Consider the following 14,958-nt stretch of genomic DNA (forward strand, 5'->3'; position numbering starts at 1 on the left):
CTGCCGTATCGGCGAAATGTCAGGTCGGCAGGGACAGTGCCGCGCGCATCTCGGCGTCGCCGAATTCGGCGATACAGTGCCCGCCCGCCTCCACGGCGATCAGCTCCAGCCGCCATGCGGCGATGGTGAATTCCGACATCGACTGTCCGGCCGCTGCGCTCGCTCTCCGCACCGCGTCGGCCAGTTCCTCGCTCACCGTGACGGTGATCTGCTCGGTGGCCATGCCGGTACTCTAAACCCTTTCGCGCGGTGCGCGGGCATGTCGGCTCAGGCGGGGCCGAGTGCGCGGGGTCCGCCGGTGTGACCGTCGTCGTACCACTGCCCGACCACGGTTCCGTCGACCACGTCACCGTCGGCGTCCACGACCATCCCCCGATACGGCGAGGGCGCGAACGACGGCAGCGGACCGAAGCGTTTTGTACCCAGCTTCTCGAGGACAGGCCGCAGCACCGCTCGGGTCGGCGGGAACAACGCGAGCAGCCCGATCACGCCGGTAACCAGGCCGGGCACGAACAGCAGCACCGATCCGGTGGCCACGATCACCCCGTCGGCGACCGCGCTCTCGGGCGTCACCTCGCCGCGGGAGGCGCGCCGGAATCGGTCGAACACACGCGCGCCCTGACGTCCGAGCAGCACCAACCCCACGCCCGACACCGCCACGAGCACGACCAGTGCCCAGCCGATGCCGATCAGCTGGGCGAGACCGATCAGGGCGGCGATCTCGACGACGAGGTACAACACGAACAGCAGGGCGGTCATTACGATCCTTTCGGACGATCTATCAGGTCAACGCACGAGCGCCCGGTTTTTCTCCCGGTCCCGGCCATGACCTCAACCACCGGGCCGCACCAACCCGGTTTCGTAGGCCAGCACCACCGCCTGTACCCGGTCGCGCAGTCCGAGTTTGGTCAGCACCCGGCCGACGTGGGTTTTCACCGTGGCCTCGGACAGGAACAGCGCGGCGGCGATCTCGGCATTGGACCGACCCACCGCGATCTGCTCGAGCACTTCGCGTTCGCGCGCGGTGAGCACGTCGAGGATTTTCGGGTCGCGCAGGCTGGTGGGGTCCTCGGCGACCAGCCGGTCCAGCAGCCGCTTGGTGACCTTGGGTGAGACCACCGCGTCACCGGCCGCGACGCTGCGAATCGCCGAGATCAAGTCCTCGGGCGGGGTGTCCTTGAGCAGGAACCCGCTGGCACCGGCACGCAACGCGCCCAGAGCGTGTTCGTCCAGGTCGAAGGTCGTCATCACCAGCACGCGCACGCCCTGCCCCGCGGCCACGATCCGCGCGGTCGCGGTCACCCCGTCCACGACCGGCATCCGCACGTCCATGAGCACCACGTCGGGTCGCAGTTCGCTGGCGCGCCGCACGGCTTCGTCGCCGTTGCCCGCTTCGCCGATCACGTCGATGTCGGGGTGCGCGCCCAGCACCATCTTCAGGCCCATCCGCATGAGTTCCTGATCATCCACCACGAGCACGCTGATCGGCATTGCCCCACCTTAGTGGGCCCGGACGTCGACGTTTCGCCGTCTTTTGGCGAAAGACGGCTCAGTCCGAATCGGTGTGCAGCGGCAGGTCGGCCCGCACTTGCCAGCGACCGTCGTCGAGCCTGCCCGCACGCCACGTGCCACCCAGTACCGCGACCCGTTCGCGCATCCCCACCAGGCCCATCCCGGTGCCGGGGATCTCCGAACCGGCTGTCACCTGCGCGGGCACGCCACCGCTGTCGGTCACTTCGACGAGAATGTCCTGCTCACGCCGGTGCACCCGAACCACCGCCTTCGGTTCGGCGCCCGCGTGCCGCAGGGTGTTGGTCAGCGATTCCTGCACGATGCGATGCACGCCGAGACTGACTTCCGGGGCGATGTCGTCGAGTTCCCCGGTGAGCTCGAGGTCCACGGCCAGGCCGGCTTCGCGCATCATCTGGGCCAGTTTGGCGATGCCGGCGCTGCCGTGTTGGGGCAACATTTCGGGTGCGTGCTCGGTGCGCAGCAGTGCCACGGTGCGGCGCAATTCACGCAGGGCGTCGCGTCCGGTGCCCGCGATGGCGGCCAGGGCACGTTCGGCGGTGTCGGGGTCTTGGCGCAGGGCATATTTGGCGCCGTCTGCTTGCACGATGATCACGCTCACCGCGTGCGCGACGACATCGTGGAGTTCGCGAGCGATGCGGGTGCGTTCGGCGGCGACCGCGTCGTGCGCGCGCCGTTCCCTGTCGTAGTCCGCGACCGCCAGACGCGCCGCGACCTCCGAGTCGTAGGCGTGCCGGGCCCCGTTGAACTCGGCCAGCGTCCAGCACAGCGCGTAGATCAGCGCAGCCATCGCCAGATCTCCGCCCTTGGGCTCATTGAGCAGCACCACCGATGTGGCCAGGTCGAGCACGAGGAAAGCCAGGTAGATCAGCCCCTGACGCCGCCCGACGTAGGCGACCAGCGTGTAGAGCATCACCCCCAGCCCGATCAGCGCGATGTGGTCGGCGGCCTGATCGTCGGTGAGATAGCCGATCAGGGTGTTGAGAAACGACAACACCAACATCGCCGCCGCGACCGCGCGCGGATACACCCGTCGCAGGATCAGCGGCAACGGCAGAATCACCGAGAAGATCAGGTAGACGACCTTGTTGCGTTCGTCGCCCACCCCGAGGGCATCGAGGAACAGCAGCAATCCCGCGAGAATCGAATCGGCGACGATGGGTCGACCACGTAGCCACAGGCTGAACCGGCGCACCGGCCCAGCGTAGGCCCCGGCTGGCTTTCCGGCCGTGATCTTGATTGCCTGGACGCGTGCAACTGGGAGACTGGACGGTCCTACTGATAGCCGCGGCGGCCGCGGGCTGGGTCGACGCGGTGGTCGGCGGCGGCGGACTGATCATCTTGCCGACGCTGTTTCTGGTCATGCCCGGCATCGCCCCGCAGACCGCGTTGGGCACCAACAAACTGGCCGCGTTGGCGGGCACGGCGACCGCGGTGGCGACCTTCGCGCGCAAGGTGCCGATGCAGTGGAAGGTGCTGCTGCCGGGTGCGGTGATCGCGGCGATCACGGCGGCGTGCGGTGCGGCGGCGGTGTCGCTGATCGACCGCGACCTGTTCATTCCGCTGGTGATGGTGGTGCTGGTCGGCGTCGCGGTGTTCGTGACCCTGCGGCCGTCGGTCGGCTTGACGATGGCCACGCATCCGCCGACCCGGCGCAAGGTGATCTGGGTGGTGGGCCTGGCCGCGGGTCTGATCGGCCTCTACGACGGACTGCTCGGGCCGGGCACCGGCACCTTCTTGATCATCACGTTCGCGACCCTGCTCGGGACCGAATTCGTGCGGGCGGCGGCGATGGCGAAGGTGATCAACTGCGGGTCGAATGTGGGTGCGCTGCTGTTCCTCGGCTTGACCGGGCACATCCTGTGGGGTCTGGGCGCGGGCATGGCGGTGGCGAATGTGCTTGGTGCCCTTGTCGGTTCGCGCATGGCGCTGGCCAAGGGGGCGGGGTTCGTTCGGGTGGTGTTGCTGGTTGTCGTGGTGGTGATGGTGATCCGCCTGGGGTGGCAGCAGTTCGGCTAGTTCACCGGTGACGCGGCGGCGGCCAACCACGGTTGCAGCACCCGCGAGGTGGTTTCGTGGATCTTGCGGTGCAGGCGTTCACCGTCTTCGACGCCGTGCTGCGGTTGCTGGAACAACACGGTCAGCGCACCCGACACCGCACCCACCACGGCACCGACCAGGGCGGCGGCACCGATCTCGTCGAGTTCGTTCGGGAACGCGAGGTGCAACTGGTGGGCGATTTCGCGCTGAGCGAGCAGCTGCGCGTGCGCGGCACGACCACTGACCGCCGGGACAGTCCGCGACACCCGTGCGCGCAGTGCGGCTACCCGCGAACCCACATCGTCGACGAGGTGTTCACCGGGTTCGTCGCCCGCGGCCCGCAACGCCCGCAACAACACCTCCACCGGTGCTTCACCGGGTCGACGCGTGGCGATGGCGGCCACCGCGGCGCGCACGCGTTCGTCGGTTTCGGGGAACAGCAGTTCTTCTTTGCTGGCGAAGTAGTTGAAGAAGGTGCGGGTGCCGACCTCGGCCTGCGCCGCGATGTCGGCCACGGTCGTTTCCTCGTACCCGTTGGCCTCGAACAGTTCGACGGCGGCCAGCAGGATCGCACGACGGGTTCGTTCCCTTTTTCGATCGCGCAGGGCAGATGGCGGCACGGCGGGCACCCTACGGCATTTTCGGGTGCTGCCGCGGGAGGACCGGGGTCCGCGCGTCACGGTAATGGCTGCCGGAGCCGGGTTTTCGCGCGTGACGACCCGAAATGCGCGCAGGCAGTGGGTGCGTGGACCGAGGTGGCGCACATGTGTCAGTGGCACCGGCTAGCGTGGGTCCGGTGAGTACCACGACTTCCCGAGATGTGGACCCCGAGTTCCTGAGCCTGGGGCTGGGTGCGCTGGCCGAGGCGGCGCTGTCGGCCGCGCGTGCCGCCGGTGCCGAGCACGCGGATCTGCGCGTGCAACGGTTGGTGACGCAGTCGATTCGGTTACGTGATGGCCGGGTCGAGGCGGTGACCGACGCGACCGAGCTGGGTCTGGCGGTGCGGGTGATCGTCGACGGCACCTGGGGTTTCGCCTCCCATGCCGCGCTCACGCCCGAGACCGCGGCGGAGGTGGCGCGTCGTGCGGTGACGGTGGCGCGTGCGCTGCGTTCGTTGAATCGGGAGCGGGTGGAGCTGGCCGACGAGCCGATCTATTCCGATGTTTCCTGGGTATCGGCCTACGACCTGGACCCGTTCACGGTGTCCACGGCCGACAAAGTGGCGTTGCTGCAGGACTATTCGGAACGACTGTCCTCCGCCGACGGTGTCGACCATGTGACCGCGTCGGTGTTGCAGGTGAAGGAGCAGTCCTTCTACGCCGACACCGCCGGTTCATCGATCACCCAGCAGCGGGTGCGCCTGCATCCCCAGTTGGAAGCCGTCACCGTCGATTCCGCGTCGGGGGTGTTCGAGACGATGCGCACGCTCGCCGCGCCCGCGGGCCGGGGATGGGAGTATGTGACCGGCGCGGACGGAACGTGGGACTGGACAGGCGAACTCGCGCAGATTCCCGGTTGGCTGGCCGAAAAAGTGAAGGCGCCCAGTGTGATCGCGGGGCCCACCGATCTGGTGATCGATCCGACGAACCTGTGGTTGACCATCCACGAATCCATCGGTCACGCCACCGAGTACGACCGTGCGATCGGGTACGAATCCGCTTATGCGGGAACCTCGTTCGCGACTCCCCATCAGCTGGGTACCTTGCAGTACGGCACGCCGATCATGCATGTCACCGGTGATCGCACTCAGGTCAACGGCCTGAGCACGGTCGGGTACGACGACGAGGGTGTGGCGGGCCAGCAGTGGGATCTGGTGCGCGACGGCGTGCTGGTCGGCTACCAGCTGGACCGCGTATTCGCCCCGCGGTTGGGGCTGGACCGTTCCAACGGCTGCTCGTATGCCGATTCGCCGCACCATGTTCCGATCCAGCGGATGGCGAATGTGTCGTTGCAGCCCGATCCGTCGAATGACACCAGTACCGCGGAGCTCATTTCTCGGGTCGAGGACGGTATCTACATCGTCGGCGACAAATCGTGGTCGATCGATATGCAGCGCTACAACTTCCAGTTCACCGGCCAACGGTTCTTCCGCATCCGCAACGGTGAATTGGCCGGGCAGTTGCGTGATGTGGCGTACCAGGCCACGACCACCGATTTCTGGGGGTCGATGGAAGCCGTCGGCGGGCCCAGCACCTGGCAGTTGGGTGGCGCGTTCAACTGCGGTAAAGCCCAACCGGGTCAGGTGGCGGCGGTGAGTCACGGTTGCCCGTCGGTGCTGGTGCGCGGGGTCAATATTCTCAATACCCGGACGGAGGGTGGCCAGTGAGCGAAGGTCTGTTCCCGGCGGGCGCGGTGGTGCAGCGTGCGTTGGCGGCGTCGAAAGCCGATGAGGCGATCGTGATCGTCACCGACGCGCACGAGGCGTCACTGCGGTGGGCCGGCAATTCGATGACCACCAACGGTTCGTCGATTTCGCGGGATTGGGCGGTGATCTCGGTGTTCCGGGACGGGCCGCACTCCGCGCGCGTGGGGTCGATCAGTTCCACCAGCGTCGATCCCGCCGACATCGAGGCCGTGGTGCGGGCCAGCGAGGAAGCCGCGCGCACCGCCGCACCCGCTACCGACGCGATGCCGTTGCTCGAACCCACCGATGACGACACCGCGACCTGGGATCACGCGCCCGGTGCCACCGAGATCGACGTGTTCGCCGGGTTGGCGCGCGACCTGTCGACCGGTTTCGACGGCACCGACCGCCTGTACGGTTTCGCCCACCACCAGGTGCACACCACGTGGCTGGGCACCTCGACCGGTGTTCGGAGACGGTTTTCGCAGCCGACCGGTTCGGTGGAGATCAACGGTAAGCGCGGCGAGGGCAAGGATCTGGCGAGCGCGTGGGTGGGCGTGGGCACCGCCGACTTCACCGACGTCGACACCCCCGGCTTGCTCACTGAACTGTCCCGGCGCCTGGATTGGTCCAAGCGCCGCATCGACCTGCCCGCGGGCCGCTACGAAACCCTGTTGCCCCCTTCGGCTGTCGCCGATCTGATGATCTACCTGGCGTGGAGCATGGAGGGTCGCGGCGCGCACGAAGGCCACACCGCGTTCTCCCGCGCCGGCGGCACCCGAATCGGCGAGCGGCTGGGCGACATTCCGCTGACCCTGTACTCCGACCCGAGCGCGAGCGGCCTCGAATACCGGCCCTTCGTGGCGACACCGTCGTCGTCGGAGTCACTGTCGGTGTTCGACAACGGCCTGTCCGCGCAACGTGTGGACTGGATCGGCAACGGTGTCATCGAATCGCTGGTCTACCCGCGCGCGACCGCCGCCGAATTCTCCGCTCCGACAACACTTCCCGCCGAGAACCTGCTGCTCACCGGCGGCAGTGACGCCTCACTGGACGACATGATCGCCCGCACCGAACGCGGCCTGCTGCTGACCTGCCTGTGGTACATCCGCGAAGTCGACCCGGCCACGCTGCTGCTGACGGGCTTGACTCGCGACGGCGTCTACCTAGTCGAGGACGGTCAGGTCACGGGCGCGGTCAACAACTTCCGCTTCAACGAGAGTCCTCTCGACCTGCTGCGGCGAGTCTCGGAAGCAGGCGCCACCGAGATCACCCTGCCCCGCGAATGGAAGGACTATTTCACTCGCACCGCCATGCCACCGTTACGCATCCCCGACTTTCACATGTCGTCGGTGAGCCAGGCGACCTAGCGGGTCCAGGGGATCGTGCGACCCGATTGCCCCGGCCTGGTTGTCGGCGGGGTGCATGGCAGCATGGCTTGGTGACTGCTATTCAGATGTTCGCCACCGACCTCGACGGCACCCTGCTGCGCTCCGACCGCACCGTCTCCGCCCGCACCGCCGAGGCGATGGCGAACGCGCAGGCAGCCGGCATCGAGGTCGTGTGGGCGACGGCACGGGCCCGGCATTCGGTGCACGAGTTGGCGCAGTCGTGCGGGTTCCGCGGTAAAGCGGTGTGCGCCAACGGGGCCGTGCTGCTCGACCTGGCCGACGGCACCCCCGAGATCATCGACACGGTCTCGATCGATTCCGGTGCGGCGATGGCGGCGATGGCGCAGATCCGCACGCTGATTCCGGGCGTGGTGTTCGCGAACGTCGGGGCGACACGGTTCGTCGCCGAGCCCGCTTACGCGGCGCTGTGCACGTTCACCGATCACCACCGGCACCCGCACGAGATGGAGGTGTCGGAGGTGTTGCCGACGGGTCTGGAGTCGATGGTGAAGATCGTGGCCCGGCATCCCGAGTTGCCCGGCGCGCAGTTGTATCGGACGGCGGCGGCCGTCGGGGTGACCGGCGTAGAGCTGACCCATTCGGGTGCCGCCTATATGGAGATGGCGGCCGAGAGTGTGTCGAAAGCCAGTGCGCTGGAACGGTTGTGCGCGATCCCCGGCATCGACCGATCGCAGGTGGCGGCCGCGGGTGACGCGATCAACGACGTCGCGATGCTGACGTGGGCGGGCACCGCGCTGGTTCCGGCCAACGCGGCACCCGAGGTGCTCGCCCTCGCAGACCGGGTGCTGCCCAGCAATGACGAGGACGGCGTCGCCGCCTACCTGGAGGAACTGGTGCGCGACTCCGCGGCCTGACAGGTGCCCGCGTTCAGGTGCAGGATCGTGTCCGCGCCCGCGATGGTGTCCGCGTCCAAAGGAAAATAGCCCTGTTCCTGGGTGACGTCGATCCGGATCAGTCCCGGTTCGAGCTCGGCCGCCGGGACCAAACCCCAAGTGTCGATACGGTTCTGGAGGGTGTTTTCGTAGGTTCCCGGCGCGGGTTCGGCCAGTTCGAGGCCGTCACTGCGCCCCAAGCTGCCGAGAACGACCCGATACTGCTCCTCCATCAACGCCCCGACGATCGCCCCCGCACCCGACCACACCAGCTCCATCGGCCCCATGTCCATGGTGCTGGTGTTTCGCCGCAGGTGCAGATTGTGCGAGTGGACCAGGGTGGGCCCGCGGCGCGCTTCGAGGGACCGGATGTCGAGCAGGTTCTGGGCCATGAGCGTGTCGCGGGAGGCGGCCAGACTGTTCCATCGCACACCGTCTTCGGTGGGTGCGGCTGCCTGGCGGTGATAGCGGAGCAGTCCGAGACCGGCGGTGAGATGGATTGCAGCCCTTCGCCATTCGTGCAGCGAAGTGGCCGCGATCCGCTCCGGCGCGCGGGTGTAGAGCAGGGCGAGCATGTCGTCGCCCATGGCCCGCAACTGCTCGGCCTCCTCGGTGGCACCGGGCGACATCTTCGCGTCCAAGACGGCTTCGCTGCGACTCCATCGCTCGTCACTGCCCGCAGGTCCGGCGATGTCGAAGTCGAGTTCCAGGTAGTCGCGGGCGAATTCGAGGTAGGTGCGCGGGCTGGGCGCGCTCATGGTTTCCATCGCGGCGTCGAATCCGTGGAAGCCGACCTGATCCTCGGCCGGTCGGCCTTTGTTGTAGGCGCGCAGCCACGCAACCAACTCCCGGTTGCCGGTGAGCTCGCCGAAATCGTGGGAGAAGCCCGTCCGCATCACCTCGTCGAGGACCCCCTCACCGCCTCTGACGAACTCGTCCACGGCCAGCGCGGCGACCCGATCCGTTTCGAGCGCGACCGACCGGAATCCCCGATCCACCAAATCGACGAACAGTTCGTTGCGGATCGAGGCGAAGCCGGGTTCCTTGTGTGTCGGTTCCCCGAGTGCGAGCAGTTCACAAGACGAAGGGACGAAGTCGCAAATTTTCTGACTCATGTGTATCAATCGTATCGTTGAAAGAACGGTTGAGACTTCACCTGGAACTCGCCACCGGATATGTCGTAAAGTCTCAAACCAGTGAGAACCCTACGACCGTCCGACCTGGCCCGCGAACACGCGATCTCGACCCAGGCGGTGCGCAACTACGAAGAAGCCGGCTGCCTGCCACCGGCGCGGCGCACCCCCACCGGCTACCGGATCTACACCGACCTGCACGCCACCGCACTGCGCACCTACCTCACCCTGATCCCCGCCTACGGCCACGCCACCGCGGGCCACATCATGCGCGCACTGCACGAAAACGACCTCGACAAAGCCCTCACCACCATCGACCGCGCGCACAGCCAACTCCTCCAAGACCGCGAGACACTGACCTCGGTCCGCCGAGCCGTCGACCACCTCATCGCCGAACCACCCTCTGCCACAACACTTTCAGCGAACACCAGAACCATCGGCGAACTCGCCCACCACCTAAGGGTCACCCCGGCCACCCTGCGCGCCTGGGAAAACGCCGGAATCCTCACCCCACAACGCGACCCGTCCACCGGCTACCGCCTCTACGGCCCCACCGATCTCCGCGACGCCGAACTGGCCCACATACTGCGCCGCGGCCACTACCGCCTCGACCGCATCGCCGCCGTCATCGGGCAGATCCGCACCGCAGGCAGCACCGAAGCCCTGGCAACCGCCCTCGACCACTGGCAACGCAACCTCACCGCCCAGGGCATCACCATGCTCGACGCCGCCGCCGCACTGAGCCGGTATTCCGCCGACCTGCGCAGCTGATCCGCCGGGCGCACCGTCCCCACCCCGGGGCGCCCGCTCGATCTCAGACGCGCTCGAGCACCGCCGAGGCACCGATCCCGCCGGCGGCGCAAATCCCCAGCAGTGCAGTCTCTTTCCCGGTGCGGGCCAGTTCATTGGCCATTGTGGTGACCATGCGAGCACCGGTCGCGCCGAAGGGGTGGCCCAGCGAGATCGAGCCGCCGTGGACGTTGAGCTTGTCGATGTCGACCGACCCGACGGCTTCGTCACGGTCGAGGCGAGTCTTGGCCCACTCGGCGCTTTCCAGCATCTTCAGCACCGAAAGTGTCTGTGCGGCAAAGGCTTCGTGGATGTCGACCAGGTCGATATCGGCCAGGGTCATGCCCGCCTTGTCGAGGGCGCGCGGCATCGAGATCGCCGGGCCGATCAGAACCTGGTCGGCGGGGTCGACGCTGACGAAACTCCAGGAGCGGAAGGCTGCCTGCGGAGTGAACCCGAGGGCCCGAGCCTTCTCCTCGCTCATGAGCAGAACGGCCGACGCACCGTCGGTGAGCGGGCTGGCGTTACCCGCGGTGACCGTGCCGTTCTTCGCGAAAACCGGCTGCAGTGCGGCAAGCTTCTCGATGCTGGTGTTGGCGCGCACGAGCCCGTCGGTCTCGATCAACTTGCCCGAAGGCGTGGTGATCGGCACGACCTCGTCATCGAAACGCCCCGAGGCGATCGCGGCCGCCGCACGCTGATGCGAACGGGCAGCGAAAGCGTCCTGATCGGCGCGGGAGATGCCGTTGATCCGCGCCATCTTCTCCGCGGACTCCCCCATCACCTCACCGGTGGTCCGCTCGGAAATCTTCGGCTGACGCGGCAGAATGTCGGTGAACGGCGCGAGCTGACGAACCACGTCCAGGTAGTCCATCGCCTTGGGCTTACCCAGCGCGACCGGAGCGACCGCGTGCACGACCTTCTGCGGCAGCTTGATCTCGGCATTGCTGGTGGAATCGCTGCCACCGGCGATCATGATGTCGTACTCGCCGCGCTCGATCGCCGCGGCCGCCGAAGTCACCGCCTGCAGACCCGAGGCGCATGCGCGAGTGACCGTGTACCCCTCACAACCGAAATCAAGGTTCAGATCGAGGGCGATCTCGCGCGCGATGTTCGGCGCATGGCTGGGCAGTACCACCCCGCCCCACACGATCGATTGGATCTCGCCGGGCGCGATGCCGGTCCGCTCGATCAACCCGCGCACCGCGGCGCCGGCCAGGGCGATGTTGTCCAGGCGGGTGAAGTCGGTGAAGGCGCGCACGAACGGTGTGCGCGCACCCCCGACGATGACGGCTCGGTTGCGTTTCACGGCCATGTGAGTCCCTTCGGAAGTGCTGCCGAAACCTCACAGTATCCGATACCGGCGGTTCTACATATCGGTTCGAGGCAAACTCAGACGGGCGTGATCTCGATGCCGATCGTGGCCGCCTTGCCGCGGCGCAGAGTGCTGCCCAGGATCACCAGCGGGCCGGTCAGCCAGTATTTCCGGCGCAGCGCGGACCGGACCTTCTCGGTTTCGGCGGCGTCGAGCAAGCGCGCGGTGCCCTTCACCACGGCGCCGTGTGCGTCCCCGCGCGCATTGCACGGTTGCAGGGTCACGTCGGGGTTGCGCCGGATGCGCTTGACCTTCCAGCTGTCGGTGACCGTCCAGACCAGCAGCTTGTCGTCGCGGGACACGGCCCACACGGGGGTGCCCACGGGAGTGCCATCCTTGCGGAAGGTGGTGAGTAGGACGAAGTTCGCGGTCGCCACTTCGCCGAGACGGTTGGTCATGCCCGCAGCCTAATCGGCGCGGGCCCGGTGCGTTCCTCGTGCGCGACAAGAAAGTACGGGCGCTCGCGCGGAACTGTTCGTAACCTCGGACGCGAATCGACTTCTCGGCGAAAGGCCCAACGATGACCGATACCGCGTTGCCCCTGCTGTGGAGCGGCGACCTGCCCAGCACCCTCGAGTTCTATCGGGCGCTCGGCTACACCGTCACCCACGAGCAAACTCGCCCATACGTCTACGCGGCGATCGAGCAAAACGGCTGCGCGCTGCATTTCACCCCCGCGCCGCCGGGCATCGAGCTGCCGGTGGAACGTGCCGCGTCCCTGCTGATGGTCGACGATGTCGCCACCCGCCATGCCGAATACACCGCTGCCCTTCGCGCCCACTACGGCAAGATCCCGAGCAAGGGTTGTCCGCGAATCACCCGATTCCGTCCCGGCCAGTCCCGCTTCTCCCTTGTCGACCCGGTCGGCAACACCGTCCTGGTGATCCAGCGCGACGAGCCGATGGAACTGGAATACGGCGGCTCTCGCGAACTCGACGGCTTGGCTCGGGTCCTCGACAACGCCCGCATCCTGCGCGATTTCAAGAACGACAACCGCGCGGCAACCCGTGCCGTGGAAGCAGGCCTGCACCGCTTCGGCGCCACCGCGACCACACTCGACCGGGCCCGCGCCTACGCCGCTCTCGCCGAACTCGCCATCGCCACCGAGGACACCGACCGGCTCGCCCACTGGAAATCCGAATTCGACAGTGTCGAACTGACTTCCGAGGAACGCACGGCGATCATCACCGACTCCTCCGATCTGCTCTCGGTCTGGCTCACCGCAACCGACTGAACCGGCGGTCAGCCAGTACGCTCCGGTCATGCGAGTCCGATCCCACGAGCGCACCAACCGACGGCTAACCCGTTGTCTGGCAACAGCAATCACGGTTGCCGCAACCCTCGGACTCAGCCCGACGGGTACCGCCCAGGCCGGACCGCCATCGTGCGCCGACGGCTGGCAGGCAGACGTGTTGGCCGCTGATCTGGGCGGCTTGGAGAACCTCGAATCCGACGGCCACGGTGGCTTCTACGTCAGCGGACTGATCCGCGGCGAGATCCTGCACATCACCGACAGCGGCCAGGTCACCCCCGTCCTCACCGGCCTCGAACACCCCGCCGGACTGCGCCTGATCGGCGAGGACCTCTACTTCCTGACCGGCGACGGCACCACACCCAACGGGGGCGGCACGCTGAGCCGGCTCCACCTCCCGACCGGCGAAGTCACCGTCCTGCTCCCGAACCTGGTGCAGCCCAACGGATTACTTCTACTCCCCGACGGCGACCTGCTCATCTCCCAACTCTCCATCCCGTGGCCGCCCGTCGGCATCAGCCGCTACCGCCCCACCACCGGCGAATTCACCCTCGCTTGGTCACCAGTCCAGCGCCCCAACGGCCTGGCGCTGTCCCCCGACCACCAGTCCGTCATCACCGGCGACATCCTCACCTCCCAACTCCTCCGAATCCCCCTCGACGCCCCCGACCAGCCCACGCCCATCGCCACCGTGCGGGACGGACTCCTCCCTATCCTCGACGACCTCGACATCACCGCCACGGGCCTCGCCTTCGTCACCGGCGACTACTCCGGCAGCGTCTACCAGGTCGACACCACCACCGGCACCTGGTGCACCCTCGCCACCGGCTGGACCACCCCCCAAGGCCCCCTCCCCGCCCGACCTCCCATCGGCCCCACCTCAGCCCGCCTGTCCCCCGACCCCACCACCGGCACCTGGTCCCTCCACATCACCAGCATCGACGGCACCTTCCGCCGCCTCCGCCCCCCACCTTCACTGGACCTCACCCCGTCCTTCGTCCGCTGAATGCTCGCCGAACACCAACGCCTGGCAATCGAGCAGAAATGGCCCGACCTGATGATCGAGGAAGCCGAATTTCACGGCTTCTGATGTGCGTCGTCGAACATCCGCTATCGAGATCGCTTTCGCCAGTGGCGAACTCACCCAACCCGCTGAACGAATGGTGGAACAGTGAAACCCATGCGAGTCCTCGTTCTCGGCGGCACCCTCTTCCTGTCCGCACAGATCGCTCGTGAGGCGGCAACGCGAGGTCACGAGGTGACCTGCGTTGCGCGCGGCCGATCCGGGCAGGTACCCGAGGGCGTGCGTCTGCTCAGCATCGACCGCGAAACCCCCGGTGCCCTCGACGTTCTGGCAGACGATCACTTCGACGCGGTGATCGACGTGGCGCGCGCGGCATCACGGTGGGTCGTCGACGCGCTGGACGTGCTGGCCGACCGAACCCAGCATTGGACATTCGTGTCCAGCATCAGCGTCTACGCCGATTCCGCCACGGTGGGCCAGAGCACGGAAGCCTCACTGCGCGAACCGATCTGGGAGCCTGCGCACGATCGCACCGAACTGACCTCGGAACGCTACGGCAGCATCAAAGTCGCCAGCGAGATATCAGTTCGCGAACGCATGGGCGAGCAGCGTTCCTTCGTGGTCCGCCCCGGCCTGATCACCGGCCCCTCCGACCCGTCGGATCGCTTCGGCTACTGGACAGCCCGCTTCGCCCGAGGTGGCCGCGCGATCATCCCCGACGCCACGCACCAACCCATCCAACACATCGACGTCCGAGACCTCGCCGCCTGGATCATCACCTCCGCCGAAGCGCGCCTGACCGGAACCTACGACGCCATCGGCCCCATCACCGACCTCGGATCGATCCTGCAAGAAACCGCACAACTCGTCGGCCCCACCGACCTCGAACTGATCCCGATCCCCCCGGCGACTCTCACCGAATCGGGATTCACCCCCTGGTCAGGCCCGAAGTCCCTCCCACTGTGGCTACCCACCGAGGAACACGGCCTGGTCACCCACGACCCCACCCCCGCCCTCGCCGCCGGATTGAAACCCCGCCCCTTATCCGACACCGTCCACGCCACCTTGACCGACGAACAGTCCCGCGGCCTCAACCGCCCCCGCAAGGCCGGCCTGACCTCCGCCGAAGAGCACGAAATTCTCGAACGACACCTCTGATCAATTCCATCCACTCCGACTGTCCCGGC

General features: G+C 67.3%; 16 protein-coding genes. 8 read left to right on the forward strand and 8 right to left on the reverse strand.

Features of this window, described 5'->3' with window-relative positions:
- Positions 1 to 19: 19 nt before the first annotated feature.
- The 4 genes from ACFWVD_RS15445 to ACFWVD_RS15460 all read right to left on the reverse strand — a co-directional run bounded on the left by ACFWVD_RS15445 (position 20) and on the right by ACFWVD_RS15460 (position 2,725).
- Positions 20 to 223, reverse strand: a complete 204-nt coding sequence (locus ACFWVD_RS15445; protein WP_379243111.1) for a hypothetical protein — start codon at positions 221 to 223, stop codon at positions 20 to 22.
- Between the two features lie 44 nt (positions 224 to 267).
- On the reverse strand, positions 268 to 759 hold the full coding sequence (locus tag ACFWVD_RS15450) for an FxsA family protein (RefSeq protein WP_379243113.1): 492 nt from the start codon (positions 757 to 759) through the stop codon (positions 268 to 270).
- Between the two features lie 72 nt (positions 760 to 831).
- Complete coding sequence (locus ACFWVD_RS15455; protein ID WP_379243115.1) at positions 832 to 1,491, reverse strand: response regulator; 660 nt, start codon at positions 1,489 to 1,491, stop codon at positions 832 to 834.
- Between the two features lie 58 nt (positions 1,492 to 1,549).
- Positions 1,550 to 2,725: a sensor histidine kinase gene (locus ACFWVD_RS15460; RefSeq protein ID WP_379243117.1), complete on the reverse strand. Its 1,176-nt coding sequence runs from the start codon at positions 2,723 to 2,725 to the stop codon at positions 1,550 to 1,552.
- Between the two features lie 56 nt (positions 2,726 to 2,781).
- On the opposite strand from ACFWVD_RS15460, the gene ACFWVD_RS15465 reads away from it, so the two are divergent.
- Positions 2,782 to 3,549 carry a TSUP family transporter gene (locus ACFWVD_RS15465; RefSeq protein WP_379243119.1) on the forward strand — a complete coding sequence of 256 codons (768 nt, stop codon included), beginning with the start codon at positions 2,782 to 2,784 and terminating at the stop codon, positions 3,547 to 3,549.
- Here ACFWVD_RS15465 and ACFWVD_RS15470 read toward each other — a convergent pair.
- Positions 3,546 to 4,190 carry a TetR/AcrR family transcriptional regulator gene (locus ACFWVD_RS15470; RefSeq protein ID WP_379243121.1) on the reverse strand — a complete coding sequence of 215 codons (645 nt, stop codon included), beginning with the start codon at positions 4,188 to 4,190 and terminating at the stop codon, positions 3,546 to 3,548. The genes ACFWVD_RS15465 and ACFWVD_RS15470 overlap by 4 nt on opposite strands.
- A 176-nt stretch (positions 4,191 to 4,366) precedes the next feature.
- Here ACFWVD_RS15470 and ACFWVD_RS15475 point away from each other — a divergent pair, with 176 nt between their 5' ends.
- The 3 genes from ACFWVD_RS15475 (at position 4,367) to ACFWVD_RS15485 (ending at position 8,180) form a co-directional block, all read left to right on the forward strand.
- The gene (locus ACFWVD_RS15475) at positions 4,367 to 5,896 is read left to right on the forward strand and encodes a TldD/PmbA family protein (protein WP_379243122.1); all 1,530 of its coding nucleotides are present in this window, start codon (positions 4,367 to 4,369) and stop codon (positions 5,894 to 5,896) included.
- 8 nt (positions 5,897 to 5,904) lie between these two features.
- Positions 5,905 to 7,284 carry a metallopeptidase TldD-related protein gene (locus ACFWVD_RS15480; protein ID WP_379243329.1) on the forward strand — a complete coding sequence of 460 codons (1,380 nt, stop codon included), beginning with the start codon at positions 5,905 to 5,907 and terminating at the stop codon, positions 7,282 to 7,284.
- Between the two features lie 86 nt (positions 7,285 to 7,370).
- Positions 7,371 to 8,180 carry an HAD family hydrolase gene (locus tag ACFWVD_RS15485; protein WP_379243331.1) on the forward strand — a complete coding sequence of 270 codons (810 nt, stop codon included), beginning with the start codon at positions 7,371 to 7,373 and terminating at the stop codon, positions 8,178 to 8,180.
- Here ACFWVD_RS15485 and ACFWVD_RS15490 read toward each other — a convergent pair.
- Entirely contained in the window at positions 8,144 to 9,313 is a 1,170-nt protein-coding gene (locus ACFWVD_RS15490; protein WP_379243124.1) for an erythromycin esterase family protein, read from the reverse strand. The genes ACFWVD_RS15485 and ACFWVD_RS15490 overlap by 37 nt on opposite strands.
- A gap of 81 nt (positions 9,314 to 9,394) precedes the next feature.
- Here ACFWVD_RS15490 and ACFWVD_RS15495 point away from each other — a divergent pair, with 81 nt between their 5' ends.
- Positions 9,395 to 10,102 carry a TioE family transcriptional regulator gene (locus ACFWVD_RS15495; protein WP_379243126.1) on the forward strand — a complete coding sequence of 236 codons (708 nt, stop codon included), beginning with the start codon at positions 9,395 to 9,397 and terminating at the stop codon, positions 10,100 to 10,102.
- 43 nt (positions 10,103 to 10,145) lie between these two features.
- On the opposite strand, the gene ACFWVD_RS15500 is transcribed toward ACFWVD_RS15495, so the two are convergent.
- Both ACFWVD_RS15500 and ACFWVD_RS15505 read right to left on the reverse strand, forming a co-directional pair.
- Positions 10,146 to 11,435 carry an acetyl-CoA C-acyltransferase gene (locus ACFWVD_RS15500; RefSeq protein ID WP_379243128.1) on the reverse strand — a complete coding sequence of 430 codons (1,290 nt, stop codon included), beginning with the start codon at positions 11,433 to 11,435 and terminating at the stop codon, positions 10,146 to 10,148.
- A gap of 77 nt (positions 11,436 to 11,512) precedes the next feature.
- Positions 11,513 to 11,893 (reverse strand): PPOX class F420-dependent oxidoreductase, encoded by a 381-nt coding sequence (locus tag ACFWVD_RS15505; RefSeq protein ID WP_379243130.1) that lies wholly within the window; start codon positions 11,891 to 11,893, stop codon positions 11,513 to 11,515.
- A gap of 122 nt (positions 11,894 to 12,015) precedes the next feature.
- On the opposite strand from ACFWVD_RS15505, the gene ACFWVD_RS15510 reads away from it, so the two are divergent.
- The 3 genes from ACFWVD_RS15510 to ACFWVD_RS15520 all read left to right on the forward strand — a co-directional run bounded on the left by ACFWVD_RS15510 (position 12,016) and on the right by ACFWVD_RS15520 (position 14,929).
- Positions 12,016 to 12,729 carry a glyoxalase gene (locus ACFWVD_RS15510; protein ID WP_379243132.1) on the forward strand — a complete coding sequence of 238 codons (714 nt, stop codon included), beginning with the start codon at positions 12,016 to 12,018 and terminating at the stop codon, positions 12,727 to 12,729.
- Positions 12,730 to 12,757: 28 nt separating this feature from the next.
- Positions 12,758 to 13,753, forward strand: a complete 996-nt coding sequence (locus ACFWVD_RS15515) for a hypothetical protein (RefSeq protein ID WP_379243134.1) — start codon at positions 12,758 to 12,760, stop codon at positions 13,751 to 13,753.
- Positions 13,754 to 13,927: 174 nt separating this feature from the next.
- Positions 13,928 to 14,929 (forward strand): NAD-dependent epimerase/dehydratase family protein, encoded by a 1,002-nt coding sequence (locus ACFWVD_RS15520; RefSeq protein ID WP_379243136.1) that lies wholly within the window; start codon positions 13,928 to 13,930, stop codon positions 14,927 to 14,929.
- Positions 14,930 to 14,958: the final 29 nt, after the last annotated feature.

This window comes from Nocardia sp. NPDC058666 (assembly GCF_042714895.1).
In the GTDB taxonomy this organism is placed as follows: domain Bacteria; phylum Actinomycetota; class Actinomycetes; order Mycobacteriales; family Mycobacteriaceae; genus Nocardia.

Excerpts from the sequence above, each read along its gene's own strand:
- ACFWVD_RS15520 (WP_379243136.1), top strand. The coding sequence starts at position 13,928 with ATGCGAGTCCTCGTTCTCGGCGGCACCCTCTTCCTGTCCGCACAGATC.
- ACFWVD_RS15505 (WP_379243130.1), bottom strand. The coding sequence starts at position 11,893 with ATGACCAACCGTCTCGGCGAAGTGGCGACCGCGAACTTCGTCCTACTC.
- ACFWVD_RS15500 (WP_379243128.1), bottom strand. The coding sequence starts at position 11,435 with ATGGCCGTGAAACGCAACCGAGCCGTCATCGTCGGGGGTGCGCGCACA.
- ACFWVD_RS15485 (WP_379243331.1), top strand. The coding sequence starts at position 7,371 with ATGTTCGCCACCGACCTCGACGGCACCCTGCTGCGCTCCGACCGCACC.
- ACFWVD_RS15515 (WP_379243134.1), top strand. The coding sequence starts at position 12,758 with ATGCGAGTCCGATCCCACGAGCGCACCAACCGACGGCTAACCCGTTGT.
- ACFWVD_RS15445 (WP_379243111.1), bottom strand. The coding sequence starts at position 223 with ATGGCCACCGAGCAGATCACCGTCACGGTGAGCGAGGAACTGGCCGAC.
- ACFWVD_RS15490 (WP_379243124.1), bottom strand. The coding sequence starts at position 9,313 with ATGAGTCAGAAAATTTGCGACTTCGTCCCTTCGTCTTGTGAACTGCTC.
- ACFWVD_RS15450 (WP_379243113.1), bottom strand. The coding sequence starts at position 759 with ATGACCGCCCTGCTGTTCGTGTTGTACCTCGTCGTCGAGATCGCCGCC.
- ACFWVD_RS15510 (WP_379243132.1), top strand. The coding sequence starts at position 12,016 with ATGACCGATACCGCGTTGCCCCTGCTGTGGAGCGGCGACCTGCCCAGC.
- ACFWVD_RS15455 (WP_379243115.1), bottom strand. The coding sequence starts at position 1,491 with ATGCCGATCAGCGTGCTCGTGGTGGATGATCAGGAACTCATGCGGATG.